At 73.2% G+C, this 23,284-nt stretch carries 22 protein-coding genes and 1 pseudogene; 16 read left to right on the top strand and 7 right to left on the bottom strand.

Annotated elements, in window-relative coordinates; all coding sequences use genetic code 11:
- Positions 1 to 27 precede the first annotated feature (27 nt).
- From VK501_RS11195 to VK501_RS11185, 3 genes are read left to right on the top strand one after another with little or no spacing between them, the layout of a single operon-like run.
- Complete coding sequence (locus tag VK501_RS11195) at positions 28 to 1,632, top strand: APC family permease (protein ID WP_324337494.1); 1,605 nt, start codon at positions 28 to 30, stop codon at positions 1,630 to 1,632.
- Between the two features lie 11 nt (positions 1,633 to 1,643).
- Complete coding sequence (locus VK501_RS11190) at positions 1,644 to 3,077, top strand: aminobutyraldehyde dehydrogenase (protein ID WP_324337493.1); 1,434 nt, start codon at positions 1,644 to 1,646, stop codon at positions 3,075 to 3,077.
- Positions 3,077 to 4,213 carry an MBL fold metallo-hydrolase gene (locus VK501_RS11185; RefSeq protein ID WP_324337492.1) on the top strand — a complete coding sequence of 379 codons (1,137 nt, stop codon included), beginning with the start codon at positions 3,077 to 3,079 and terminating at the stop codon, positions 4,211 to 4,213. The genes VK501_RS11190 and VK501_RS11185 overlap by 1 nt, the downstream gene beginning before the upstream one ends.
- A 41-nt stretch (positions 4,214 to 4,254) precedes the next feature.
- On the opposite strand, the gene VK501_RS11180 is transcribed toward VK501_RS11185, so the two are convergent.
- The gene (locus VK501_RS11180) at positions 4,255 to 4,707 is read right to left on the bottom strand and encodes a hypothetical protein (RefSeq protein ID WP_324337491.1); all 453 of its coding nucleotides are present in this window, start codon (positions 4,705 to 4,707) and stop codon (positions 4,255 to 4,257) included.
- A 158-nt stretch (positions 4,708 to 4,865) separates the two neighbouring features.
- Here VK501_RS11180 and VK501_RS11175 point away from each other — a divergent pair, with 158 nt between their 5' ends.
- The 3 genes from VK501_RS11175 to VK501_RS11165 all read left to right on the top strand — a co-directional run bounded on the left by VK501_RS11175 (position 4,866) and on the right by VK501_RS11165 (position 8,020).
- Positions 4,866 to 6,386 carry an NAD(P)/FAD-dependent oxidoreductase gene (locus VK501_RS11175; RefSeq protein ID WP_324337490.1) on the top strand — a complete coding sequence of 507 codons (1,521 nt, stop codon included), beginning with the start codon at positions 4,866 to 4,868 and terminating at the stop codon, positions 6,384 to 6,386.
- Between the two features lie 108 nt (positions 6,387 to 6,494).
- Positions 6,495 to 7,379, top strand: coding sequence for an MIP/aquaporin family protein (locus VK501_RS11170; protein ID WP_324337489.1), 885 nt, complete (start codon positions 6,495 to 6,497; stop codon positions 7,377 to 7,379).
- Positions 7,376 to 8,020 carry an HD domain-containing protein gene (locus VK501_RS11165; RefSeq protein ID WP_324337488.1) on the top strand — a complete coding sequence of 215 codons (645 nt, stop codon included), beginning with the start codon at positions 7,376 to 7,378 and terminating at the stop codon, positions 8,018 to 8,020. The genes VK501_RS11170 and VK501_RS11165 overlap by 4 nt, the downstream gene beginning before the upstream one ends.
- A 12-nt stretch (positions 8,021 to 8,032) precedes the next feature.
- Here VK501_RS11165 and VK501_RS11155 read toward each other — a convergent pair.
- The 4 genes and pseudogenes from VK501_RS11155 to VK501_RS11140 form a co-directional block, all read right to left on the bottom strand.
- Positions 8,033 to 8,955: pseudogene (locus VK501_RS11155) on the bottom strand (crotonase/enoyl-CoA hydratase family protein).
- 35 nt (positions 8,956 to 8,990) lie between these two features.
- Complete coding sequence (locus VK501_RS11150; RefSeq protein WP_324337485.1) at positions 8,991 to 9,722, bottom strand: VOC family protein; 732 nt, start codon at positions 9,720 to 9,722, stop codon at positions 8,991 to 8,993.
- Positions 9,723 to 9,778: 56 nt separating this feature from the next.
- On the bottom strand, positions 9,779 to 10,465 hold the full coding sequence (locus VK501_RS11145) for a membrane dipeptidase (protein WP_324337484.1): 687 nt from the start codon (positions 10,463 to 10,465) through the stop codon (positions 9,779 to 9,781).
- 196 nt (positions 10,466 to 10,661) lie between these two features.
- Positions 10,662 to 11,081, bottom strand: coding sequence for a helix-turn-helix domain-containing protein (locus tag VK501_RS11140; RefSeq protein WP_324337483.1), 420 nt, complete (start codon positions 11,079 to 11,081; stop codon positions 10,662 to 10,664).
- A 102-nt stretch (positions 11,082 to 11,183) separates the two neighbouring features.
- Here VK501_RS11140 and VK501_RS11135 point away from each other — a divergent pair, with 102 nt between their 5' ends.
- The 5 genes from VK501_RS11135 (at position 11,184) to VK501_RS11115 (ending at position 16,077) form a co-directional block, all read left to right on the top strand.
- A complete protein-coding gene (locus VK501_RS11135) occupies positions 11,184 to 12,356 on the top strand; it encodes a thiolase family protein (RefSeq protein WP_324337482.1) in 1,173 nt (390 codons plus the stop codon).
- A 75-nt stretch (positions 12,357 to 12,431) separates the two neighbouring features.
- The gene (locus tag VK501_RS11130) at positions 12,432 to 12,620 is read left to right on the top strand and encodes a hypothetical protein (RefSeq protein WP_324337481.1); all 189 of its coding nucleotides are present in this window, start codon (positions 12,432 to 12,434) and stop codon (positions 12,618 to 12,620) included.
- Positions 12,621 to 12,622: 2 nt separating this feature from the next.
- The gene (locus VK501_RS11125) at positions 12,623 to 13,678 is read left to right on the top strand and encodes a glycosyltransferase family 4 protein (protein WP_324337480.1); all 1,056 of its coding nucleotides are present in this window, start codon (positions 12,623 to 12,625) and stop codon (positions 13,676 to 13,678) included.
- A complete protein-coding gene (locus VK501_RS11120; protein WP_324337479.1) occupies positions 13,675 to 14,313 on the top strand; it encodes a class I SAM-dependent methyltransferase in 639 nt (212 codons plus the stop codon). Before VK501_RS11125 ends, VK501_RS11120 begins: the two co-directional genes overlap by 4 nt.
- A 60-nt stretch (positions 14,314 to 14,373) precedes the next feature.
- Positions 14,374 to 16,077 (top strand): diguanylate cyclase, encoded by a 1,704-nt coding sequence (locus VK501_RS11115; protein ID WP_324337478.1) that lies wholly within the window; start codon positions 14,374 to 14,376, stop codon positions 16,075 to 16,077.
- A 1-nt stretch (position 16,078) separates the two neighbouring features.
- Here the strand turns inward: VK501_RS11115 and VK501_RS11110 are convergent, their stop codons facing one another.
- Entirely contained in the window at positions 16,079 to 16,486 is a 408-nt protein-coding gene (locus VK501_RS11110) for a hypothetical protein (protein ID WP_324337477.1), read from the bottom strand.
- A 205-nt stretch (positions 16,487 to 16,691) separates the two neighbouring features.
- On the opposite strand from VK501_RS11110, the gene VK501_RS11105 reads away from it, so the two are divergent.
- The 3 genes from VK501_RS11105 to VK501_RS11095 are packed head-to-tail and all read left to right on the top strand — an operon-like array spanning position 16,692 to position 19,946.
- Positions 16,692 to 17,360 carry a response regulator transcription factor gene (locus tag VK501_RS11105; RefSeq protein ID WP_324337476.1) on the top strand — a complete coding sequence of 223 codons (669 nt, stop codon included), beginning with the start codon at positions 16,692 to 16,694 and terminating at the stop codon, positions 17,358 to 17,360.
- Positions 17,361 to 17,383: 23 nt separating this feature from the next.
- Positions 17,384 to 18,769: a HAMP domain-containing sensor histidine kinase gene (locus tag VK501_RS11100; protein ID WP_324337475.1), complete on the top strand. Its 1,386-nt coding sequence runs from the start codon at positions 17,384 to 17,386 to the stop codon at positions 18,767 to 18,769.
- A gap of 52 nt (positions 18,770 to 18,821) precedes the next feature.
- Positions 18,822 to 19,946, top strand: coding sequence for a hypothetical protein (locus VK501_RS11095; RefSeq protein ID WP_324337474.1), 1,125 nt, complete (start codon positions 18,822 to 18,824; stop codon positions 19,944 to 19,946).
- 16 nt (positions 19,947 to 19,962) lie between these two features.
- On the opposite strand, the gene VK501_RS11090 is transcribed toward VK501_RS11095, so the two are convergent.
- Positions 19,963 to 20,595, bottom strand: a complete 633-nt coding sequence (locus VK501_RS11090; RefSeq protein WP_324337473.1) for a response regulator transcription factor — start codon at positions 20,593 to 20,595, stop codon at positions 19,963 to 19,965.
- 94 nt (positions 20,596 to 20,689) lie between these two features.
- Here VK501_RS11090 and VK501_RS11085 point away from each other — a divergent pair, with 94 nt between their 5' ends.
- A complete protein-coding gene (locus tag VK501_RS11085; RefSeq protein WP_324337472.1) occupies positions 20,690 to 22,348 on the top strand; it encodes an ABC transporter substrate-binding protein in 1,659 nt (552 codons plus the stop codon).
- Positions 22,345 to 23,280, top strand: coding sequence for an ABC transporter permease (locus VK501_RS11080; RefSeq protein WP_324337471.1), 936 nt, complete (start codon positions 22,345 to 22,347; stop codon positions 23,278 to 23,280). The genes VK501_RS11085 and VK501_RS11080 overlap by 4 nt, the downstream gene beginning before the upstream one ends.
- Positions 23,281 to 23,284 lie beyond the last annotated feature (4 nt).

The following is a 23,284-nucleotide window of genomic DNA, read 5'->3' as shown; positions in this document are numbered from 1 at the left end:
CAATCCGCTCCAGTAAAGGATTTGGTCATGCATTCGGAAGCACCCGCCCCCACCGGGGCCCCGAAGCGACCCGCCGGCCTCTTCGTCCGGCAGAGCTCGGGGCTCGTACGCGAAGTCAGTACCGCGGACACGCTCTTCTACGGCATCGCCCAGATGGGCCTCGCCTTCGTCATCTTCACGATCCTGTCGTGGGCGTTCTACCCGGGCGCCTCGATCGTGCTGTCGACGGCGATCGCCCTCGTGGGCACGCTGGCTGTCGGCATCACCTACGCGCTGTTCAGCATGGCCTACCCCCGGTCCGGCGGTGAGTACGTCTTCCTCTCCCGGGTCGTCCATCCGATGGTGGGCTTCGTCGTGAGCTTCAGCCAGACGTTCTGGGAGGCGTTCTACATCGGGCTCAACGGCGCGTTCGTCGCGCTGTTCGGCCTGTCGCCGCTGTTCTCCACGCTCGGCGTGCAGACCGGCAGCGGCGCGCTGACCGACATCGGCACGTGGTTCTCCGGCAAGGTCGGCATCTTCGTGACGGGCACGGCCGTCGTGCTGATCTTCGCGTTCATGCTCACGCGGGCTACGCGCTCGTTCTTCCGCGTGCAGCGGACGGTCCTGATCATCGGGCTGGCGAGCCTGACGCTCAGCCTCGTGGTCGTCGCGCTCGGCGCGGTCGGGGTGTTCGACTTCCGCGCGCACTTCGACCAGGAGGCGGGCGCGGGCGCCTACGCCCACGTCATCGCCTCCGCACAGAAGGCCGGCACCGACCTGAGCCCGGGCTTCAGCCTCGGCCAGACGTTGAACTTCATGGTCTGGCCGGCCTTCTCGATCCTCTTCGCGGTGCTGTCGGTGTCCTTCGGCGGGGAGATCCGCAACATCAAGCGCAGCCAGATGATCGGCATCCCGGGGTCGATGATCATCGCTGCGGTCATCCTGATGCTGGTCCCGTTCCTGCTGACCGAGGCGGTCGGGAGCGACTTCCTGCGGGCGACCAGCACGGGTGAGTTCCCCGACGGGCTGCCGAACTACGCCAACACCCTGAGCTACCTGGTGGCCGACAGCGTCCCGCTCACGATCCTCATGGGCATCTGGACCGTCGTCCTGATCCCCTATGGCGCCGCGACCGCGATGCTGTACGCATCGCGCGCCGTGCTGGCGTGGGGGGTCGACGGCCTCGCGCCCGCCAAGGTCGCCAAGGTCGACCCGCGCCACCACGCCCCGGCCAACGCGGTGATCGTGGTGGCCGTCGTCGGCGAGATCATCCTCGCGCTCTACGCGTTCACCGACCTGTTCGTCGTCCTCTCCGGGCTGCTCGGATTCGCGATCGCCTTCTGCGCGGTGACGCTCGCCGGCATCGCCTTCCCGTGGCTGAAGTCCGACGTGTTCCGAAGCTCGCCGGCCGCCATCCGCTTCCTCGGCATGCCGCTGATCACCTTCACGGGGGCGGTCGGCTCGATCTTCCTGCTCTTCATCATCTACCGCACACTGGTCGACGACGCGCAGGGGGCGAACACCCCCACGTCGATCCGCACCGCGATCGGCGTGCTCGTCGTCGGCTGCGCCTGGTTCTACGTGGCCCGCATGCTGCAGCGCCGCCGCGGAACCGACATCGACCGCCGGTTCAGCGAAATCCCCATCGAATAGAGGTTCGACGAATGCACGACCACGACTACGCGCTGCTGATCGGCGGCGACCGCGTCGGCGGGCTCGACGCGGCGACCCGTGCGGTGATCGACCCCTCGACGGGCGAGACCATCGCCGAGGTGCCGGAGGGCGGGCCGCGCGACGCCGACCGTGCGGTGGCGGCCGCCCGGGCCGCCGCGCCCGGCTGGGCGCGGACGCCGCCGGGCGAGCGCGCCCAGGCGCTGCTCGACCTCGCCGACGTGATCGATCTCAACGCTGAGGAGCTCGCAGCGTTGGAGACGCTCGACGTCGGCAAGCCGAGCAGCGTCAGCGCCGACGAGCCCGGGCTCTCGACGGATGCCCTGCGCTTCTTCGCCGGCGCCGGACGCGTGCCGGAGGGCAGGTCGGTGGGCGAGTACGTCGCTGACCACACGTCGATGATCCGCCGCGAGCCGCTCGGCGTGGTGGCGGCCATCACGCCCTGGAACTACCCGCTGATGATGGCCTGCTGGAAGATGGGCGCGGCGCTGGCGGCCGGCAACACGCTCGTGCTCAAGCCGTCAGAGGAGGCGCCGCTCTCGACGCTGCGCCTGGCCGAGCTGGCAGCGGGCCGCTTCCCGCCCGGCGTGCTGAACGTCGTGCAGGGGACGGGGTCGGAGGTCGGGGCCGCCCTGGTGCGCCATCCCGACGTCGACATGGTCTCCCTCACGGGCGACGTGGCCACCGGCATCCAGGTGGTGCGCGACGGAGCGGAGACCATGAAGCGCATGCACCTCGAGCTCGGCGGCAAGGCGCCGGTGGTCGTCCTCGACGACGCCGACCTGGAGGCCGTCGTCGCCGCGGTGCGCATGGCGGGCTTCATGAACTCCGGGCAGGACTGCACCGCGGCGACGCGGGTGATCGCCACCGCCGCGGTGCACGACGAGCTGCGCGAGCGCCTCGCCGCCTCGATCGGCGAGATCGTCATGGGCGCGCCGGCCGACGCGGCGACCGAGATGGGTCCGGTGGTCTCCGCGCGCCAGCAGAACCGTGTACGCGGCTTCATCGACCGGGCGGCCGCCAGCGGAGCGGAGATCGTCGTGGGCGGAAGCGATCACGACGGTCCGGGCTGCTTCGTGGCGCCCACGCTGATCGCGGTAACCGACCAGGCGTCGGAGATCGTGCAGCGCGAGATCTTCGGTCCCGTCGTGACGATCCAGCGAGCGGCCGACGCGGACGAGGCGATCCGCTGGGCCAACGACAGCACCTACGGGCTGGCGTCCTCGGTCTGGACCGAGCGCCTCGCCACCGCCATGGACGCCTCCCGGCGGCTGGACTTCGGGACCGTGTGGATCAACGACCACATGATGTTCGCCAACGAGATGCCGCACGGCGGCTACGGGCGATCGGGCAACGGCTGCAACCTGTCGGCCTACGCGCTCGAGGAGCACACCCGGATCAAGCACGTGATGGCGAGGATCGCCTGATGACCAAGCTGCTCTGGCCGGAGGTGCGGACGCCGGACGGCATCTCGCTTCCCGGACTCCACTGCACCTCCTCGGGAGGTGAGATCTACCCGGGGCTCTCCTCCACGGTGTCGTTCATCATCAGCGGCGGGGAGGTCGCGATGGTCGACTCGGGCTTCCGCACCGTGCCCGAGTACCCGTCCGGGGTCCTCGACCGGATCTGCGAGATCCTCGACCGGCCCGGTCTCACCCTCAAGTACCTGGTGCAGACCCACTGGCACCTGGATCACGTCGGCAACAGCCAGTACATCAAGGAGCGCTACGGGGCGAAGGTCGTGTGCCACCGCATCGAGCGGCCGGCCGTCGAGGACCCGTTCATCGCCTCGCGCCCCGAGTACCTGGAGTCCTTCGGAGGCGACCTCGGCGAGATCGCCGCCGATCTCGGCCTGTCGGGCCCCGGCGACCTGCTGACGCCCGAGGAGCTGGTGCGCGACCACTGGAACTTCCCGGTGCAGGTCGACGAGGTCGTCGACGACGGGGACGTGCTGCGGGTCGGAGACGTCGAGCTCCGGGTCCTGCACACGCCTGGGCACAGCCCCGGGCACCTGTCGCTCTACAACCCGAGCACGCGCAGCCTCTACCTCGGCGACGTCTGGTACTTCCCGTCTCCCTGCCACCCGTGGCCGGCCGGCCGGGCCGACGAGCACGTCGACTCGATCGAGCGCTGCCTGGCCCTCGAGGCCGAGTACCTGTTCCCGGGGCACAACCTGCCGCGCAGCGGCGTCACGGACACGCGCGACTACCTGCTCGACCTGCGGATCAAGTACCAGCAGCTGGTGCGCGGCATCCTCGTCGCGCTCGCCCGCTTCGGCCCGCTGAGCCTGGTCGACCTCCACGCGGAGGTGCTGCCGATCAAGGACACGTTCAACTTCTCCCACGACGGCTGGTACACGTTCAGCATCAACGCGATGCACTGCTACGTGCGCTGGCTGCACGAGCAGGGCAAGGTGCTCCGCGAGGTCGACGGCGACGGGACGGTTCGCTGGGCTGTGGCACCGGACGCCGCGCCCGAGATCGTGCATCCGACGGGCGGCTACGAACGCGATCGGGAGCTGATCGAGCGCCTGACGCGCCCGGGTGGTGCGGTGGTGGCCTGAGGGCGCGCCTCAGGCCACCACCGTCGGAGACGCGGTCTGCCCTACTTCTCGATCTTGTTGCCCTTGGTCCCGAGGACGTACCACTCCGCGCCGAAGGCGTTGAGGCCCTCCCCGGCCGTGGCGCCGGGCTTGTTGTGGTCCATGATGAACGTGTACAGCGGGTGGCCGTTGTAGGTGACCTGCGTGGTGCCGTCCGAGCGCTTGGTCGTGCCGAGCTTCGCGGAGGCTGCTCCGCCCGAGGCCTTGGGGTGGCCCTTGGTCAGCAGCGGCGGCCACGCCTGTGCGCACGCGCCGGTGCAGGCGCTCTTGCCGTTCTTGTCCTTCATGAAGAGATAGAGGGTGACTCCCTTGGCGTTGACGAGGATCTTGCCCAGCTTCGTGGTGCGCACGCCGACCTTCGCGGGCGAGCTCGGGCTGGAGGCGGCAGCGGCGAGGCCGGCCGTGGCCCCGAGCGCGAGGACGGCGGTGAGGACGAACGCGGTGAGACGCGACATGGTGCTCCGATGGGTCGTCGCCGGACTGGGAGGCGTCCGGATGTACGGGGAGGACCGCCTCGACGCGATGGTCCTTCCCCTTCGCGGAGCGTCCTAACGGGATCCCAACACAAGGACGCGCGCGGCTGTACGGTGACGTCCGTGGGTAGGGGCGGGTGATGACACGGGTCGTGGTGATCGGAGCCGGCCACAACGGGCTGGTGAGCGCGGTGCACCTCGCTGCCGCCGGGCTGGACACCCAGGTGCTCGAGCATGCGCCGAGGCCGGGCGGCGCGACGTCGTCGTCGGAGCGGACGCTGCCGGGCTTCGTCCACGACGATCATGCGGCGTTCGTGCCGATGACGGTCGCCTCGCCGGCGATGCGGGAGCTCGAGCTCGAGCGCGAAGGGCTCACGTGGATCACGCCCGCGACGGCGATGGCGCATCCGTTCGACGACGGGACGGCGATCGCCCTGCATCGTGACGTCGCGGCGACCGCGTCGTCGCTGGGAGCTGCGGGCGCGGGTTGGAGCGAGGCCATGGCGCAGCTGCTGCCGCGGGCGTCGACGCTGGTCGAGACGATCCTCGCGCCGCTGCCGCCCGTGCGCGGCTCGCTCGTGCTCGCGGCATCGCTGCGCCGCGACGGCCTGGACTGGGCGCGCCGGATGCTCGGCTCCGTCGAGGCGCTCGGGCTCGAGCTGTTCGACGGCGACCGGCGGGCGACCGCCTGGCTGTCGGGGTCGGCGCAGCACTCCGGCCTGCCACCGTCGACGGCCGGCAGCGGAGCGTTCGGACTCCTGCTCCAGGTCTTGGGGCACAGCCACGGCTGGCCCGTCCCGCAGGGCGGCATGGGCTCGCTCAGCGCGGCGCTCGTCGCCCGCGCCGAGCGCGAGGGCGCCCGCGTCCGCTGCGACGCGCCGGTCGCGCGCATCCTGACCCGCGGCCGGCGGGTGGTCGGGGTGCGCCTGGCCAGCGGCGAGGAGATCGCGGCCGACGCGGTCCTCAGCACCCTGAGCGCGTTGCCGCTGAGTCGCATGCTGGAGCCCGGCGCGCTGCCCGGCCGTCTGGAGCGACGGCTGCGGTCCTGGCGCTACGGAACCGGAGCGTTCAAGCTCGACTACGCCCTCTCCGGGCCGGTGCCGTGGACCGCGCCCGAGGCGCGCGAGGCGGCGGTGGTGCACGTGGCCGGAACGTTGACGGAGCTCGGGGCCGCCGCCCACGCGGGCGCGCGCGGCGAGCTGCCCGAGCGTCCCGCGCTCGTGGTCGGCCAGCAGTCGCTCTTCGATCGCACCCGAGCGCCGGAGGGCCGGCACACGTTGTATGTCTACGCGCACGTCCCCGCGCGCTACGACGAGGAGGACGCCGAGGTCGTCGACCGCATCGAGGCCCAGCTCGAGCGCTTCGCACCGGGCGTCGCCGAACGCGTGCTGGCCCGCGCCGCGCGCGCGCCGCGGGAGACCGAGGCCGAGAACCCCAGCATGGTCGGCGGCGATCTGGGCGGCGGGACGCTGGAGCTCGACCAGCAGCTCATCTTCCGGCCGGCTCCGGAGCTGGCTCGCTACCGCACGCCGCTGCGGGGGCTGTACGTCGCCGGTGCGTCGACCCATCCCGGCGGCGCGGTGCACGGGATGAGCGGCCGGGGCGCCGCGCGGGCGCTGCTGCGCGACCGGCGCGTCCGTCCGTGGCGGACGCCGCGCTGAGCGCCCGGCGATCGCGGTTGGGGATCGCCTGAGCGGCCCGGCTTGTCGCCGAGCGCGGGGCCGTCCGTACCGTTTGGCGGTGACGCTGTCACTTCCCAGGAGTCCAATATGTTGAACGCCGTCACCCGCCGCGCACCCGCCGCCGGCGTAGCTCCCCTCGGCCGTCCTGCGGCGTATGCCGCAGAGCTGATCGGCACCTTCGGCCTCGTGCTGTTCATCGTGTTGGTGCTGTCGATCTCGGCACCTCCGCCTATCGGCATCGGCGGCCCGGACTTCGCCGTCGTGGGCCTCGTGCACGCCTTCGCGCTGATGCTCCTCATCGCGGCGCTCGGCGGCGCGTGCGGCGCGCACTTCAACCCGGCGGTCACCTTCGGGATGCTCAGCACGCGCCGCATCGGGCTCGTCGACGCCTGTGCCTACGTCCTCATGCAGCTGGTGGGTGCCGTCCTGGCCGTGTTGCTGGTCAAGGTCATGATGAACAGCACCGGCGCCGCCGCGCACTTCGGCGCGCCCAAGGTGGTGACCGGGAAGTTCCTGGACGGGTCCGCCGTGCGCGGCATGCTCGCCGAGGGCATCGGAACGTTCTTCCTGATGTGGGCGATCATGGGCACCGTGGTCAACCCGCGCGGCGACCGCGCGTGGGGCGCGTTCGTGATCGGTGCGACGCTCGGGCTGGCCGTGATGTGCATCGCGCCGCTGACCGGCGCCGGGCTGAACCCCGCCCGTGCCTTCGGCCCGGCCGTGTTCGGGGGCTTCGGCCCGATCGGCGACTGGCTGCTGGCGTTCGTCGTTGGACCGCTCGCGGGCGCCGTCCTCGCCGCGCGTCTGTACGGCGTCGTCGTCATCGCACCGCAGCCGCGTGAGGCCGCCGCCGAGCCCTGGGGCGTCGAGCAGCCGGGCGCCGCGGCCGCCGCGGCACCGGCCCGGACCGGGCGATTCGGCGTCGCCCGCCCGTCGGGGCAGGACCTCCCGGCCCGGCAGGACAGGTCATGACCACGACCGCGACCATCGCCGGCGTCGCGATCCCTGACAGCGCGCTGGCGCAGGACGCCACCACGTTCGTGCGCGACACCTCGACCCAGCTGCTCTACGACCACTCGCGGCGCGTGTTCCTCTGGGGTGCCCTGGTGGGCGCCGAGCGCGACCTGCCGTTCGATCCCGAGCTGTTCTACGTCGGGGCGATGTTCCACGACATCGGACTCGTCGAGGGCCACCGCAGCGCCGACGAGCGGTTCGAGATCGACGGGGCCAACGCGGCCCGGCGCTTCCTCGAAGGCCATGGCGTCGACGAGGACGCGGTGATGACCGTGTGGGAGGCCATCGCGCTCCACACGACCCCGGGGATCCCGCGCTACAAGCAGCCCGAGGTCGAGCTGGTGACCGCCGGCGTGGAGCTCGACGTGCTCGGCCAGGGCTTCCACGAGGTCCCCGCGGCGCTGCGCGACGAGGTCGTCGCCGCCCACCCGCGCACCGGCTTCAAGAAGGGCATCGTCGAGGCGTTCGCCGCCGGCATGCGCTGCAAGCCCGACACGGCCTTCGGGACGATGAACACCGACATCCTCGAGGCGAAGGTCCCCGGGTATGTGAAGCCGAGCTTCTGCGACTTCATCGCGGGGTCCGGCTTCGGCGAGTGAGGCGGTGCGGGCTCAGCGGGTGACCCCGGACGGTGCGCCGCCGGCGTCGCCGAACGGCTCGTCGCGCTCGCGCACCGCCTGCCGGAAGCCGGCGGCGGCGGCCCGCTGCTGAAACGCGAACCCCTCGGCGGTGTGCCGCGTGATGCCGTCGAAGACGGTGCCGAGCACCTGGGTGGCGTGCAGGCCCTGGCTCATCGTCTGCTGGTTGACCAGGAGCTTCATCATCTGCAGCTGGTTGACCGGCATCTGCGCGATGCGCGCGACCAGCGCGTCGGCGCGGGCGTCGAGCTCGTCGGCGGGTGGCGCCTCGAGGCCAGGCCCCACTCCAGCGCCTCGGCGCCGGACAGGCAGTCGCCGGTGAAGAGCAGGCGCTTGGCGCGCTGCGCGCCGAGCCGGTCGGCCCACAGCGAGGTCGTGGGCGAGCCCCACACGCGCGCCGGCGGGTAGCCGATCTTGGCGTCCTGCGCGATGACCAGCAGGTCCGAGCAGAGGGCGAGGTCGGTGCCGCCGGCGACGCAGAAGCCGTGGACCTTGCAGACGACGGGCTTGCCGCACGAGAAGAGCGACATGAAGGCCTTGACGTTGCGGCTCATCATCGCGTAGTCGACCATCGGGTCCCAGGTCCCGCGCGGATCGTGGTTGCTGGCCTGGACGGCGGCGTCGAGCGGGGATCCGGTCGGCGGCTCCGCACCCTGCGCCGGGCCGGCGGCCAGGGCCTCTGCGGAGTCGACGAGGTCGTACCCGCCACAGAACCCCTTGCCGTTGCCCGCCAGCAGGATCACGTGCACGGCGGGGTCGAGATCGGCGCGCTCGACGCACGTGACGAGCTCGCCGATGAGCTGCGGCGTGAGGCCGTTGCCGCGATCGGGCCGGTTCAGCGTGATCCTCGCGATCCGCTCGTCGACCGCGTACGTGATCGTCGTCAGGGCGTCCATCCGACAGTTCTACGCGTTCGGGCGGCGCGGCGGGGTCAGGACCGGTGGTGGTCGACGACCTCGATGTTGTTGCCGTCGGGGTCGAAGACGTAGGCGGCGTAGTAGCCGGGGTGGTACTGGGGGCGTTCGCCGGGCGGCCCGCCGGCGCGGTGGCCGGCGGCGGTTGCGTCGTGGAAGAAGCGGCGCACGGCGTCGTCGTCGCCGGGGAACGCCATGTGGAGGTGCTCGGTCGGCGGGCCGGGCACCAGCGAGAACGAGCCGCCGGCCGGGCCGCCACCGAACGTCGTGCGCTCGGGGCCGGCGTGGCGCAGGTCCAGTCCCGCCGCCGCGGCGACCGTCCGGTAGAACGCGGTCGCGGCGGCGAGGTCGGCCACGCGGATCCACAGGTGGTCGACGAGGCCGTCGCGGCGCCGCGCGCCGTGGTGGACGGCCTCGACGCTGTTGCCGCTGGGATCGCGCAGGAAGGCGCCGTAGTAGTCGTCGCGGTACTGGGGACGCGGGCCCGGGGGCCCGTCGTCGGGATGTCCCGCGTCGACGCCGGCCTGCCAGAAGGCGTCGACCTGCTCGCGCGAGGGTGCGGAGAACGCGACGTGGAGCCCGCGCGTGACGGGGTGGTCGCCGTCGGTCTCGGTGACCATGAAGTCGTGCCAGGCAGTGAAGGCGTGCGTGGTGTAAGTCGTGTCGATGCCCAGCGGGGTCAGGACCGTCTCGAAGAAGCGCTCGGAGACGGCGCGGTCCGCGACGCGGATGGTGACGTGGTCGAACATGGTGGGTCTCGCCGCGGGTGCCCGAACCGCGTGCCCGGCAACCGTAGCGGCCGCGATCAGGCCGGTGCGCGTCGCTCGGCGAGCTCCCACATCCGCAGGTACGACTCGGCGGACCGGAACAGCAGGGCGGTCGCCTCCTTGCCGTGCGGCCGGCTCGCCATGTCGGCGAGCAGATCGGGAAGCAGGCCGTAGTGGGCGACGCCGTCGGTGTTGAGGTCGAAGGTCCGCTCGCCCGTGCGCTCCCGCGTGAAGGAGACCGCCGACCCGTTGACGTGGAACGGGTAGGCCAGCGGCCTGGCGGCGGCATCGGGGCGCGCCGCCGGCAGCGTGGAGAACCCGCCCGTGTCGGTGCCGAGGCCCACGCCGAAGTAGTGGTCCGGGGACCGGTAGCGCCGCCGCGCGACGATGTTCTGCGCCAGCTCGGCCGGGCCGGCGAGCGTCTGCGACGCGACGCCGCCCAGCGCGGTCAGGCGCCGAAGCTCGCTCGTCGTCCAGGTGCCGCCGGTGTCGCTGTGGCCCGAGACCACCGGATAGCGCTGCTGCTCGGCGAGCTTCAGCACGTCCTCGCGGGCGTTCTCGCTCATGTGGTCCATCTCGACGAGCATGCCCTTCGACATCATCCGGCGCACGAGGTGCCGTCCCAGGTCGGTGAGGCCGCGCACGTTGCAGTGGCGACCCGGCGCGTAGGTCGGCTTGGGCGCGGCCGCAAGCGCCTTGGTGGCCGGGAAGAACTGGCTGAGCACGTCGATCTCCAGCGGGCTGAGCGCCTGCAGCTCCTCGCCCTGGCTGGGGTCCGGGCACGTCCCGACCTGGAAGTAGCGGCCGAGCTCGACGCGCTGCAGGGCGTTGATGAACTTGCCCTTGACGCCACCCTATCGGTTGTCGTCGTGACGCTGCGGGGACGGATCATGAGCGATACGACGCACGTTGAGGCAGCCGTCATGCCTTGGGCAGCGCCTTGCCGCAGGTCCGGCACGCGAAGCTCGACACGGGGTCGATCTCGTGGTCGCCGTGAGCCATCCGCATCACGCCGGCCTCGGGCTGCTCGAGGTGGTGCAGCGCCCACTCCTGGATGCTCATCAACACCGGCGCCAGCGACCGGCCCGCCGGCGTGAGGTGGTACTCGGCGCGCGGAGGATGGTTGCTGTAGGGGCGCTTCTCGAGTACGCCCGCATCGACGAGGCGGCGCAGCCGCGTGCTCAGGATGTCGCGGGGCGCGCCCGTGCGCCGGGCGATCTCCGAGAACCGGTGGTTGCCCCAGAACAGCTCCCGCACGACGAGCAGCGACCACCGCTCGCCGATCAGCTCGAGCGCGTCCGCGATGGCGCAGGGGCGGGGCGTGGCGTCGGCGGCGGGCATCCGCTCGGAGCGTAGCGCCGAGTAGGTTCGAATATCCAACCGAGGTTCGATACGCTGCCTGGCAACGTCAGTTGGATATGCAAGTCATGAGAGGACCATCCCATGCGTGAAGCGGTCATCGTCGACGCGGTTCGCACCCCGGTCGGTCGCGGCAAGGCCGGCAAGGGCGCGCTGAACCCGATCCACCCGGTCGACCTGTTGGCGCACAGCCTGCGCGAGCTCGTGGCGCGCACCGGGATCGATCCGGAGCGCATCGACGACGTCATCGGCGGCTGCGTCGACCAGGTCGGCGAGCAGGCGATGAACACCACGCGCTACGCCGTGCTCGCCGCCGGGCTGCCCGAGTCGGTGCCGGCCACCACCGTGGACCGTCAGTGCGGGAGCTCGCAGCAGGCCGTGCACTTCGCGGCGCAGGGCGTGATGGCCGGTGCCTACGACGTGGTGATCGCGGGCGGCGTGGAGAGCATGAGCCGCGTGCCGATGTGGTCAAACGTCCGTCCCGGAGACGACCCGTTCGGCCCCGGCGTCGCGTCGCGGTACCCCGACGGCCTCGTGCCCCAGGGCATCAGCGCCGAGCTGATCGCCGCCCGGTGGGAGCTGCCGCGCTCGGAGCTCGACCGGTTCGCGCTGGAGAGCCACCGGCGCGCGGCACAGGCCACCGATGAGGGTCGCTTCGCAGAGGAGATCGTGCCGATCGACGGCGTCGCGGTCGACGAGTCGATCCGCCCCGGCACCACGCTGGAGGCGCTGGCCGGGCTGAAGCCGGCGTTCGAGGACCCCGCGATGGCGGAGCGCTTCCCGCAGATCGACTGGCGCGTGACGGCCGGCAACTCGAGCCCGACCAACGACGGCAGCGCCGCCGTGATGATCACGACGCCCGAGGTCGCGCGCGAGCTGAGCCTCGAGCCGCGGGCGCGCCTGCGCAGCTTCGCGGTCGTCGGCGACGACCCGCTGTACATGCTCACCGGCGTGATCCCCGCGACCGCCAAGGTGCTGCGCAAGGCGGGGCTGTCGGTGCACGACATCGACCTGTTCGAGGTCAACGAGGCGTTCTCGTCGGTCGTGCTGGCGTGGCAGCGCGAGACGGGCGCCGACCTCGCCAGGGTCAACGTCAACGGCGGCGCGATCGCCCTCGGCCATCCGCTCGGCGCCAGCGGCGCGCGGATCACCGCGACGCTCGTCAACGCCATGGCGCAGAACGGCGCGCGGTACGGGCTGCAGACGATGTGCGAGGCCGGCGGGCTGGCCAATGCGATGGTCCTCGAGGCGGTGTAGCCGGCCACGAGGGCCCCGCGCACCATCTCGTGAACGGACCGCGAGCGCCGGCGGCGGTGGCCGACGACCTGACCGATGGTGACCGACCCGGCGGGCAAGGTCTCCGACGTCACCGACGCCTCGCTCGCGCGGCTGCTCGGCTGGGACGCGGCCAACGTGCTGGCGCAGGGGTGGCTCTACGGGCGGCCGGAGCCGCTGGCGATCGCAACTTCGACTTCACCGACCGTTCACCACGCTTCAACGTCGAACCTCCTACAGTCGTAGGAGTGCATATCACCAGGGTTCTCGCCAAGCTGGAACCCGGGGGTGCACAGCTGTCGCTGCTGCGCGTCGCTCGGGCACTCGCCGCCCGCGGCCATCCGACGCGGCTGCTGGTCGGGTACGCGACGGAGGCGGGCATCGCCATGGCGCGTGCGCACGGCGTCGAGCCCGAGCTCATGGGCAGCGACGACGACCTTCAATGGCGCTGCGATCCGGCGTTCGTCGACTGGCTGGAGCCGCGCCTGGGCGACGCCGACGTCGTGCACGCGCACATGTTCGGGGCCTGGTCGGCCGCGGCCCAGTCCATGCCCGCCGGCGTGCCGCTGCTGGCCAGCGAGCACAACGACTACGCCTGGCCCGGCGAGCCGCAGCTCGACGCGATGGCCGAGGCGATCGATCGCATCGATCACTTCTACGCCCACAGCCCGGGCGCCCGCGCGGAGATCCTGCGCGCCGGGCTGCCCGCCGGACGCGTGGTCCGCGGGGTGTCGCCCGTCGAGGGCTTCGACGCCGCCGAGCGCGACGGCCTGCCGCGTCCGCGCATCGTCTTCACCGGCCGCCTGACCGCCGACAAGGGGCCGGACGTGCTCGTCGACGCGGTCGCGCTGATGGAGGACCCGCCGCCGGTCTACCTGCTCGGCTCCGGCAAGATGGAGCGCGCGCTGCGCAACAAGATCGCCAAGGCCGGCCTGGAGGACGTCATCCAGCTGTGCGGCTGGGTCGACGACCCGGCGCCGTGGGTCCGTCGCGCCTCCGTTCAGGTCTGCCCGTCGCGCGACGAGGCCTTCTCGCAGTCGGCCGTGCTGGCCATGGGGCTCGGCGTGCCGGTCGTCGGCACGCGCGTGGACGGCTTCCCCGAGACGCTGGCGCTGAACCGCGGGCTGATCGTGGAGCCCGCCGACGCGCCCGCGCTCGCCACCGCCCTGGAGGACCTGCTGACCCGCCGGCGCCGCACCGACGTCGCGGGCGCCCGCGCGTGGGCGCAGCAGTTCCACATCTCGCGGATCGCGTCGCTCTACGAGCGCGACTACGTCGAGCTGTGCGAGCCGGTCCCGGCGTGACGGGCTTCGCCGACGACCCCCACCACGCCGAGGACCTCCACGCCTGGCACGTCCTGCGACCGCTGCTCGACGGCGGCGGCTACCTGCCCTGGAGCACCGGCGCGATGCGTCCCGCCGGCCTGGTCGTGGTCGCCAACGAGGTCGTCCACCGCGGCCGCACGCGCCTGGTCGAGTGCGGGAGCGGCGCGAGCACGGTGGTCCTCGCGCGCCTGCTGCGCCAGCGCGGCGCCGGCTCGCTGGTCGCCGTCGAGCACGACGGCGACTGGGCCGCGCTGGTGACCGACCTGCTGCGGCGCGAGTCGCTCGAGGCGATCGCGCAGGTCGTGCACGCGCCGCTGGAGGGCGATCCGCCGTGGTACGCCCCGGCGCCGCTCGCCGCGCTGCCGGCCGAGATCGACCTGCTCGTGGTCGACGGCCCCCCGGCGTTCCACGCCGGGGAGGAGCACCGGCGCGCGCCGGCGCTGGAGTTCTTCGCGCCGCGCCTCGTGGATGGCGCGACGGTCGTGCTCGACGACCTCGCACGGCCCGGCGAGCGCGAGATCCTCGCGCGCTGGGAGGCCGGGACGGACTGGCGCTTCCGGATCGACGAGGCGGCCGGCGTCGCCGTCGGCGCCCGCGGCGGCCCGACCGGCTGACCCCGCGGGCCGGACGGTCCTCAAGAACCGCGCGCGGCGGCCGAGTGACGGGGAGACGGCATGGCCTCGTCCCGAATCACCACGGCGCCCGGCGCGGACGCCGCCGACCCGCGGCGCGAGATCGCGCGGGCGCTCGACGGTGCCCGGGCCGCCCACCACGAGGCGCCCGGCGCGGCGATGGCCGTCGCGGTTCGCTGCGAGACCCACGCCCGCGCGCTCGGCGACCCTGCGGGCCGGGCCCGCGCCCTCGCCCTGCAGGGCATGATCACGCTCAACCGCGGCGGCATGCACGCGGCCTTCGCCCTCGCCGCCGAGGCCGAGGCCGAGGCCGAGGCCGAGGCGGCCGGCGACTCCGCCGCCACGGTGGAGGTCGCCGCGCTGGAGGCGCAGCTGAGCTTCTTCTCCGGCTCCTACCGCGACGCGCTGCGCCACGCCGAGCGCTGCATCGCGGTCGCCGACGGCGACGGCGACCTGGGGCTGCGCGTCTACGCGCGCCGCAGCGCGTGCATCGTCCTGGGCAACCTCGACGTCCCCGAGTGGCCCGAGCGCCTCGACGAGCTGCTGGTGCTGGCGGTGCAGCACGGAGACCATTGGGAGGAGGCGATCTCGCGCAACGACCTCGCCCACCTGCGCATGGTCGCGGGCGCCCTGCCGGAGGCGATGGAGGAGATCGGGCGAGCCTTCGCGGTCGCGCAGCGGGTGGCGCCGCGCAACCGGTTCGCGCTCGGCGTGCTGTCGTGCACGCGGGCCGCGATCCACCTGGCCGCGGAGCGCGTTCCGGAAGCCCTCGCCGACGCTCGCGCCGCGATGGAGCACCTGAGCACCGGCGGCGATCTGAACCCGTACCTGCTCGGGATGACCGTGTGCGTCGAGGTCCAGGCGCTGCTGGCCGCCGGCCGGGCCGAGGAGGCCTGGGAGCGCGGGCGCGAGGCCGTCGCCCGGCTCGGCCGCGCCGTGCCGCAGGCCCGCAGCATGATCCTGCGCGACGTCGCCACCGCGCTGCACCAGGCGCGGCGCACCGAGGAGGCCTTCCTCGCCCTCGCCGAGAGCGCGGAGCTCGAGCGGCTCGCGTTCCGGGAGCTGACCGAGCTGCAGCGCGAGTTCGAGCGGGCCGTCGTGCAGCACGGGGCGGCCCGCCGCGAGGCGGAGGTGCTGGCCGCCAAGAACGAGGAGCTCGAGACCGCGCTGGGCCAGCTCGCCGCAGCGCACCGCGAGCTGGCCGACCGCGCCGAGCAGCTCGAGGCGCTCCAGGCGCAGCTGCGCGAGCAGGCCGATCGCGACTGGCTCACGGGCCTCTACAACCGCCGGTTCCTCGACGCGACGCTCGAGCGCCTCGGCGCACGGCCCGACGGCGAGCCGCTGAGCCTCGCCGCCGTCGACCTCGACCACTTCAAGGCGGTCAACGACCGCTTCGGCCACCTGGCCGGCGACCGCGTCCTGGCGCGGGCGGCGGAGCTGCTGCGCGAGACCGTGCGCGCAACGGACGTCGTCGCGCGGTCCGGCGGCGAGGAGTTCGTGGTGGTGATGCCGTTCACCGACGCCCTGGCGGCCAACGCCTGCGCCGAGCGCCTGCGTGCCGCCGTGGCCACCGAGCCGTGGGCGGCGATCGCCCCGGGCATGTCGATCACCGCCAGCATCGGCGTGGTCTCGGCGCCGGCCGCCGACGACGTCGACAGCCTCGTCCGCCTCGCCGACCGCCGCCTGTACGCCGCCAAGCGCGCGGGCCGCAACCGCGTCGACGCGCACTCGTTCGCGGCGGCCTGATCTACCCGCCCGCCAGCGACGATCCTGCGAAGAACACGAACCAGACCTCGAACGCGAGCACGCACGCAACGACGCTCGTGATGATCACCCGCTCGGTGGCCGTGATGCCCTGGTGCTCGCGTGCGAGCGCTTTGCTCTCCCCGCGCATGCTGCGCAGCCAGGGCGACGTCCGGCGCGCCGCCGGCGGGCGCCCGACGAGCTCGTCGTAGATGGCGGTCAGCCAGGCCAGCAGGGTGGCCATCGCGATGGTCGACGCGGCGAGCACGACGATGACGACGCCGACGGCGCCCATGCTCAGCCCGCGCTCGCCGGCCGCCTTGGAACCGACCCAGACGGCGAGCAGCGGGCAGCCGGTCCAGATGTTCACGGCGACCACGATCGTCGCGGTCGTGACGGCGACGCGCTTCATGACGGGCGTGTCTACCACAGACAGGACCGTGTGCAGAGGCGGCGCCCCTCACGGTTCTCTCAGGGAGCGCGCCTAGGTTCGCGATCGTGAGCCATGGACCGACACCACGCCTCGACTCGACCGGGCGCGAGCTGGGCGGCCTGCTCGAGCGGCTCGGCGCGTCCGGGCGCGTCCGGGTCGCCGCGTCCTGAACAATGGACGAGGCATGCACGGTCCTTCCGTCCTCCTGGTCGACGACGACGCGTCGATCCGCCGCATGCTCGAGCGGACCCTCGTCGCCGAGGGCTACGCCGTCACCGCGGTGGCCGACGGCGGCGCGGCGCTGGCCGGCGTCGAGCGCTCGCTGCCCGACGTCATCGTCCTCGACGTCGCGATGCCCGGCCTCGACGGCCTGGCCGTCACGCGGCGGCTGCGCGCCAAGGCGCTGGCCGTCCCGATCCTGCTGCTGACGGCGCGCGACGCGCTCGAGGATCGCGTCGCCGGCCTGGACGCGGGCGCCGACGACTACCTCGTCAAGCCCTTCGAGGCCGAGGAGCTCGCGGCCCGGCTGCGCGCCCTGCTGCGCCGCAACCGCCCGCCGAGCGAGGCGCTGGCCTTCGCCGACCTGCGGCTCGATCCCGAGACGGCGATCGCGCACCGCGGCACCACCACCGTCGCCCTCACGCGCCGGGAGGCCGAGCTGCTGGCGCTGCTGCTGCGCAACAGCCGCGCGGTCGTCACGCGCCAGGCCGCGCTCGAGCACGTGTGGGGCGGCGAAGACGAGGCGACCGCCAACGTGGTCGACCGCTACGTGGCCTACCTACGCCGCAAGCTCGGCGACCCGCCGCTGATCCACACCGTGCGCGGCCTCGGCTTCCGGCTCGACCTGCCGTGAGGCCGATCACCCTTCGCGCGCGCATGGCGGCCGCCGCAGCGGCGGCGATCGTGCTGGCGGTGGCGCTGCTGGGCGTGCTGGTCGTCGCGCGGCTGGACCGCCAGCTGGGGCGCACGATGGATCGCGGGCTGCGGGCGCGCGCGGTCGACGTGGCGCGGCTGTCGGCCTCGACGCCGAAGTTGCTGACGACGCCCGGCGCGCTGGAGGGCCGGCTGGCCGGGAGCACGCTGTACGTGCAGGTCCTCGATCGGCACGGGCGCCTCGTCTCGCGCTCGGACGCCCTGGGGTCGCGCGTGCTGCCGCAGTCGCCCACGGTGCGCCGGGCGCTCGTGGGCCGCCAGGCCGCCTACGGCGACGCGGAGCTGGGCACCGATCCGGTCCGGATCTACGCCGCGCCGCTGAGCGCGGTCGGCGGCGGCCCGGCGGCAGGCGGCGCGGTGGTCGTGGCGGGCACGACGACCGAGAACGCCGACACGCTCGGCGCCACGCGCCGGATCGTGGTGATCGGCGGGCTGGCCGCGGCGATCCTCGCCGCCGGTCTGGCGACGCTGCTGGCGGGCCGGGCGCTCGCCCCGCTGCGACGGCTGTCGGCCGGCGCGCGGGACATCGAGCGCACGGGCGACGCCGCACGGCGCCTGACGACCCCCGACGTCGCCGACGAGGTCGGCGACCTGGCCCGCACGCTGAACGCGATGCTCGCGTCGCTCGAGCGGGCGCGGGAGGCCGAGCGGCGCTTCGTCGGCGACGCCTCGCACGAGCTGCGCACGCCGATGACGTCGCTGCGCGGCAACGCCGCATACGTCGCCCGGCACGGCGCCGAGCCGGGCGCGATGGCCGACATCGAGCGCGACGTCGCGCGCCTCAGCGTGCTGCTCGACGACCTGCTGGCGCTCGCGCGCGAGGACGCTGCGGCGCCGGCGGCCGGAGCGCCGGTCGACCTCGTCGCGGTCGCGCGGACCGCCGCGGCCGCCGACGCGGAGGACCGGGCCACGGTGGTGGTCGCCGACGGCGACGGCGACCGGGCGATCCTCGTCGCGGCCGACGCCCAGGCCCTGGAGCGTGCGGCGATCAACCTGGTGCACAACGCTCGCCGGCACGGGCCGCCCGGCGGCGCGATCGCCGTGGAGGTCGGCGCGGCCCGGGGGCGGGTGTGGCTGACCGTGGCCGACGAGGGCTCGGGCCTCGCTCCCGGCGAGGCGGCTCATGCCTTCGACCGCTTCTGGCGCGGGCCAGGCGCCGCCGGCGAGGGATCGGGCCTCGGCCTGGCCATCGTGCGGGCGATCGCCGAGCGTCACGGCGGCCACGTCGCCGTCGACGGCGCCCGCTTCACCATCGACCTGCCGCTGCTCGACGCGCCGCCCCGCCGTGCCGCGCCGGCGTCTCACGGATCCCTCAAGGATCGTCCGTAGAACACCCTTCATGCGACCCCTCTCCTCACTCCCCCGCCGCAGGTTGTACGCCTTGATCGCCGTCGTCGGCGTGCTCGGCCTGACCGGCGGCATCGCCCAGGCCACGCTGCGCGGCGGCGGTCCCAAGCCGCCCGAGCGCCCGCTGGCGCTGGCCGTGATGGACGCGGTCCGCCAGGCCCCGCAGGTCCAGGGCGTCAGCGCCCAGATCCATTTCACCAACCGCCTGCTGCCCGCCGGATCGCTGCCGCCCGGCGCGCGGTCCCCTCTGGCGGCCGGCGCCGACGGCCACCTCTGGCTCAACCGCGACGGCCGCCTGCGGCTGGACCTCACCAGCCAGGACGGCGACGCCGAGATCGTCTCCGACGGCCACCGCGTGACGGTCTACGACGGCACCAGCAAGACGCAGTACCGCTTCACCCTGCCGTCGGGCGCCGCGAACGCGCTGAACGGCGCCGGCCTCGGGGCCGCCTCGCTGATGAAGGTCGTCGGCCCGCTCCTGGACCAGGTCACGATCTCGAAGCCCGAGCCCGGCACGACCGCGGGCCGGCCGAGCTACACCGTCCGCGTCGCGCCGAAGGACGACGGCGGCCTGCTCGCCGCCGGCGAGCTGACCTGGGACGCCGAGAAGGGCGTGCCGCTGCGCGCCGCCGTCTACGCCCAGGACGACGAGCAGCCCGTGCTCGAGCTCGCGGTCACCGAGGTCGCCTACGGCCCGGTGAGCGACGCGCAACTCGCGGCGCGCGCGCACCCCGGCGCCAAGACGGTCGACGTGGAGCCCGGCGGCGGGACCCACGCCGGCGCCGGCCATCCGGCGGGCGCGGCCACCGGCCTCGACGAGGCGCGCAAGGCGCTGAGCTTCCCGCTGTCGGCGCCCGACGAGCTGGCGGGGCTGCCGCGCAACGAGGTGCGCATCGCGGGCGACGGCGCGCAGAAGGGCGCGCTCATCACCTACGGCAAGGGCCTCGGCTCCATCGTCGTCTTCGAGCGCGCGAAGCAGGACCGCCCGGCGCTGGCCGGGCTGCCGCTTCCCGAGGTCAACGTCGACGGCGCCACCGGCCGGGAGCTGGCCACGGCGCTGGGCACCATCGTCAGCTTCGAGCGCGACGGCGTGTCCTACGTCGTGGCCGGGCTCGTGCCGCCGGTGTCGGCCGAGAACGCGGCCCGCGGCCTGCGGTGAACGGGGCGGTGGCCTTCTAGACGAAGCGCGTCAGCGCCCGCTGGACGGCCTCGGTGCGGTTGCGCACGCCGAGCTTGCGAAACAGCGAGGTCGCGTGCTTCTTGATGGTGTCGGGCCCGAGGTGCAGCGCGGCCGCGATCTCGCGGTTGGTCGCGCCCGTGGCCATCAGCTCGAGCACCTGGCGCTCGCGCACCGTCAGCTCGCCGGCCGCGCCGTCCGGCGCGGCCGGCGAGCGGTCCGGCGCAGCCGCGCCGTCGAGCACGGCGGCGCGCACGGCCGACACGGCCTCGGCGGCGGTGGTGTCGGGCGCCAGGAAGCCGGCGGCGCCGGCGTTGGCCGGCACGGTCGCGCGCCCGCCGCAGCGCGAGGTCAGCACGATCTGGATGCCGGGGTGCGCGTCGCGCAGGGCCGAGGTGGCCAGCGCGACGAACGGGCCCATGTTGGAGATGTCGAGGACCGCCACGTCGGGGCGGTGGCGGCGCGCGAGCACGACGGCCTCGCCCTGGTCGGCGGCCAGGTGGCACTGGCTGATCCAGGGCTCGCGCCGCAGCAGGACGGCCAGGCCGATCCGGGTGGTCTCGTGGGCGTCGACGACGAGGGCGCGGACGGCGTGATCGGGGCGGTGGGGGGTCCCCATTCGGGTACTCACGCTCCAAAAGTCTACAAACCCTGTTGGAAATGCATAGTTTGGCCCGGCCGGTGGGCGGCGACGTGCTGCCCACGCCCGTCCAGGAGACCTCACGTTGCGTCGCACGACCCCGATCAGAGCCGCCCTCGTCCTCGCCGCCGGTGCCGTCTCGGTGGCCCTCGCCGCCTGCGGCGGTGGCGCGAGCGGTGGCACCGCCACCGCGAGCACGACCCCCGTCAAGGGCGGCACGGTCGTCTACGGCGCCGATCGCGAGCCGACGTGCCTGGACCCGCACAACAGCGGCGACATGCCGCAGACCTACGTCTCGCGGCAGTACCTCGACTCGCTCGTCTCCGAGCTGCCCGGCGGCAGGATCGTCCCGTGGCTGGCCACGTCGTGGAAGGTCAGCGCCGACGGGCTCACCTACACCTTCACGCTCAAGCAGGGCGTGAAGTTCACCGACGGCGAGCCGTTGACCGCCGCCGCCGTCAAGGCCAACTTCGAGCAGATCCTCGACCCCAAGACGCAGTCGAGCACCGATCTCATCTATCTCAAGCCCTATTACAAGAGCAGCGAGGCGGTCGACGCCCACACGCTCCGGGTCACGCTCAAGAAGCCCTACTCCCCGCTGCTGACGGTGCTCGCACAGGCCTTCCTCGGCATCGAGTCGCCCAAGGCGATGGCGCGCGGGCTGAAGGCCAACTGCGAGTCGCCGGTCGGGACCGGGCCGTTCATCGTCAAGCAGTGGATCCACGGCCAGCGCGTCGAGCTGGTGCGCAACCCCGACTACAACTCGCCGCCCGCCAACGCCAAGCACCAGGGCCCCGCGTACCTCGACGGCATCACCTGGCGGTTCCTGAAGGACAACTCCGTGCGGTTCTCGGCGCTCAAGAGCGGCGAGGCGCACCTGATCTTCAACATCCCGCCCGAGCACCAGCCCGCGGCCGAGGCCGATCCCAGCCTCGAGCTGCAGAGCTTCAACCACTCGGGCAACCCCAACGGGTTCGGGCTGAACGTCGACCGCGCGCCGTTCAACGACCTGAAGGTGCGCCAGGCGCTGCTCTACGCGTCCAACGCCAAGGAGGCCGTCAAGAGCGCCTACCTCGGCGTCTTCCCCTACGCCGGCGCGCCGCTGGGCTCGGGCACGCCGTTCTACGACAAGTCGCTCGAGGACGCCTACCCGCACGACCCGGCCAAGGCCGGCGCCCTGCTCGACGCCGCCGGCTGGACCGGCCGCAACGGGGACGGCTACCGCACCAAGGACGGGCAGGAGCTGGCGGCGCGCTTCGTCTACTCCTCGGATCCCGGCGACACGCCGCCCGCCGACGTGACCCTCTACCAGGACATCCAGGCTGCGGCCAAGGAGGTCGGGTTCCACATCAAGCTGGTTCCGCAGGCGCAGACCACGTTCTTCGCGACGTTCCAGAACCCGAAGGCCTACGAGGCCGTCAACAGCTACTGGAACAGCCCGACGCCGGGCGTGCTCTACATCGTCTTCTCGACCGAGTCCAAGGAGACGGGCGGCTTCAACAACGCGTCGCAGGTGTCCAACCCCGCGCTGGACAAGATCCTGCTCGACGCGGCCGCCAGCAACGACGAGGCGCAGCAGCGCACGCTGTACACGCAGGCGCAGTCGATCATCTCCAAGAACGCCTGGCAGCTCACGCTGTACCCGGTGCAGACGCGGCTGGCGATCAGCAAGAAGCTGAAGGACGTCTGGATCGAGCCCTCCGAGGGCGAGCCCGTGCTCCACGACGCGTACCTGGCGCGGTGAGCGGGCGCGTCGCACGGCGGGTCGTCGCGGCGGTGGGCGTCCTGCTCGCCGCCGCCACGGTCACCTTCCTGCTCGAGCAGCTGATGCCGGGCGATCCCGGCGTGGCCGTCCTCGGCGGCGCGGGCGCGCATCCGACCGATGCGCAGATCGCCGCCATCGACCATCAGTACGGCTTCGACCGCCCGGTGCTCGCGCAGTACCTCACGTTCATGGGGCACCTGCTCCAGGGCGACCTCGGGCAGAGCTACTCGCTCAAGCAGGACGTCACCACGGTGATCTCCCAGCAGGTCGGCCCGACGCTGGCGCTGACGCTGGTCGCCCTCGCGCTGGCCTGGGTCGTCGCGGTCGCCGGGACGCTGCTGACGGCGGGCCGCGGGCGCCTGCGCTCCTCGCTGGGCTCCGGCGCCGAGGCGGTGCTCGCGGGCCTGCCGCAGTACTGGCTGGGCATCGTGCTGCTCGTCGTGTTCTCCTTCAACCTGCACTGGGCGCCGGTCGCGGGCGGGACCTCGCTCGAGGGGCTGGTGCTGCCGGCGCTCACGCTCGCGCTGCCGCTCGCCGGCTTCCTCGGCCAGGTCACGCGCGACGAGTTCTCCGGTGCGCTGGAGCAGCCGTTCGCGGTCTCGGCCCGGGCGCGCGGGATGGGCGAGGGGGCGGTGCGCCGCCGCCACGTCCTGCGCCATGCGGTGCTGCCCGGCATCACGCTGTCGGGCTGGGCGCTCGGGGCGCTGCTGAGCGGCTCGGTGATCGTGGAGGTGGTCTTCGCGCGGCCCGGCCTGGGGCAGCTGCTCGTCAACGCGGTCAACGGACAGGACCTGCCGGTGGTGGTCGGGATCACGTTGCTGGTGGCCTTGGTGTACGTGGTGGCCAACCTGCTCGTCGACCTGCTCTACGCGATCGTCGATCCCCGGCTGCGCACGCCGGCCAGGGGCTAGCGCG

Origin of the sequence: Baekduia sp., from assembly GCF_035318805.1 — a bacterium.
In the GTDB taxonomy this organism is placed as follows: Bacteria; Actinomycetota; Thermoleophilia; order Solirubrobacterales; family Solirubrobacteraceae; genus Baekduia.
The sequence above is the reverse complement of the archived record's forward strand: the minus strand, read 5'-3'. Positions and strand labels throughout refer to the sequence as shown.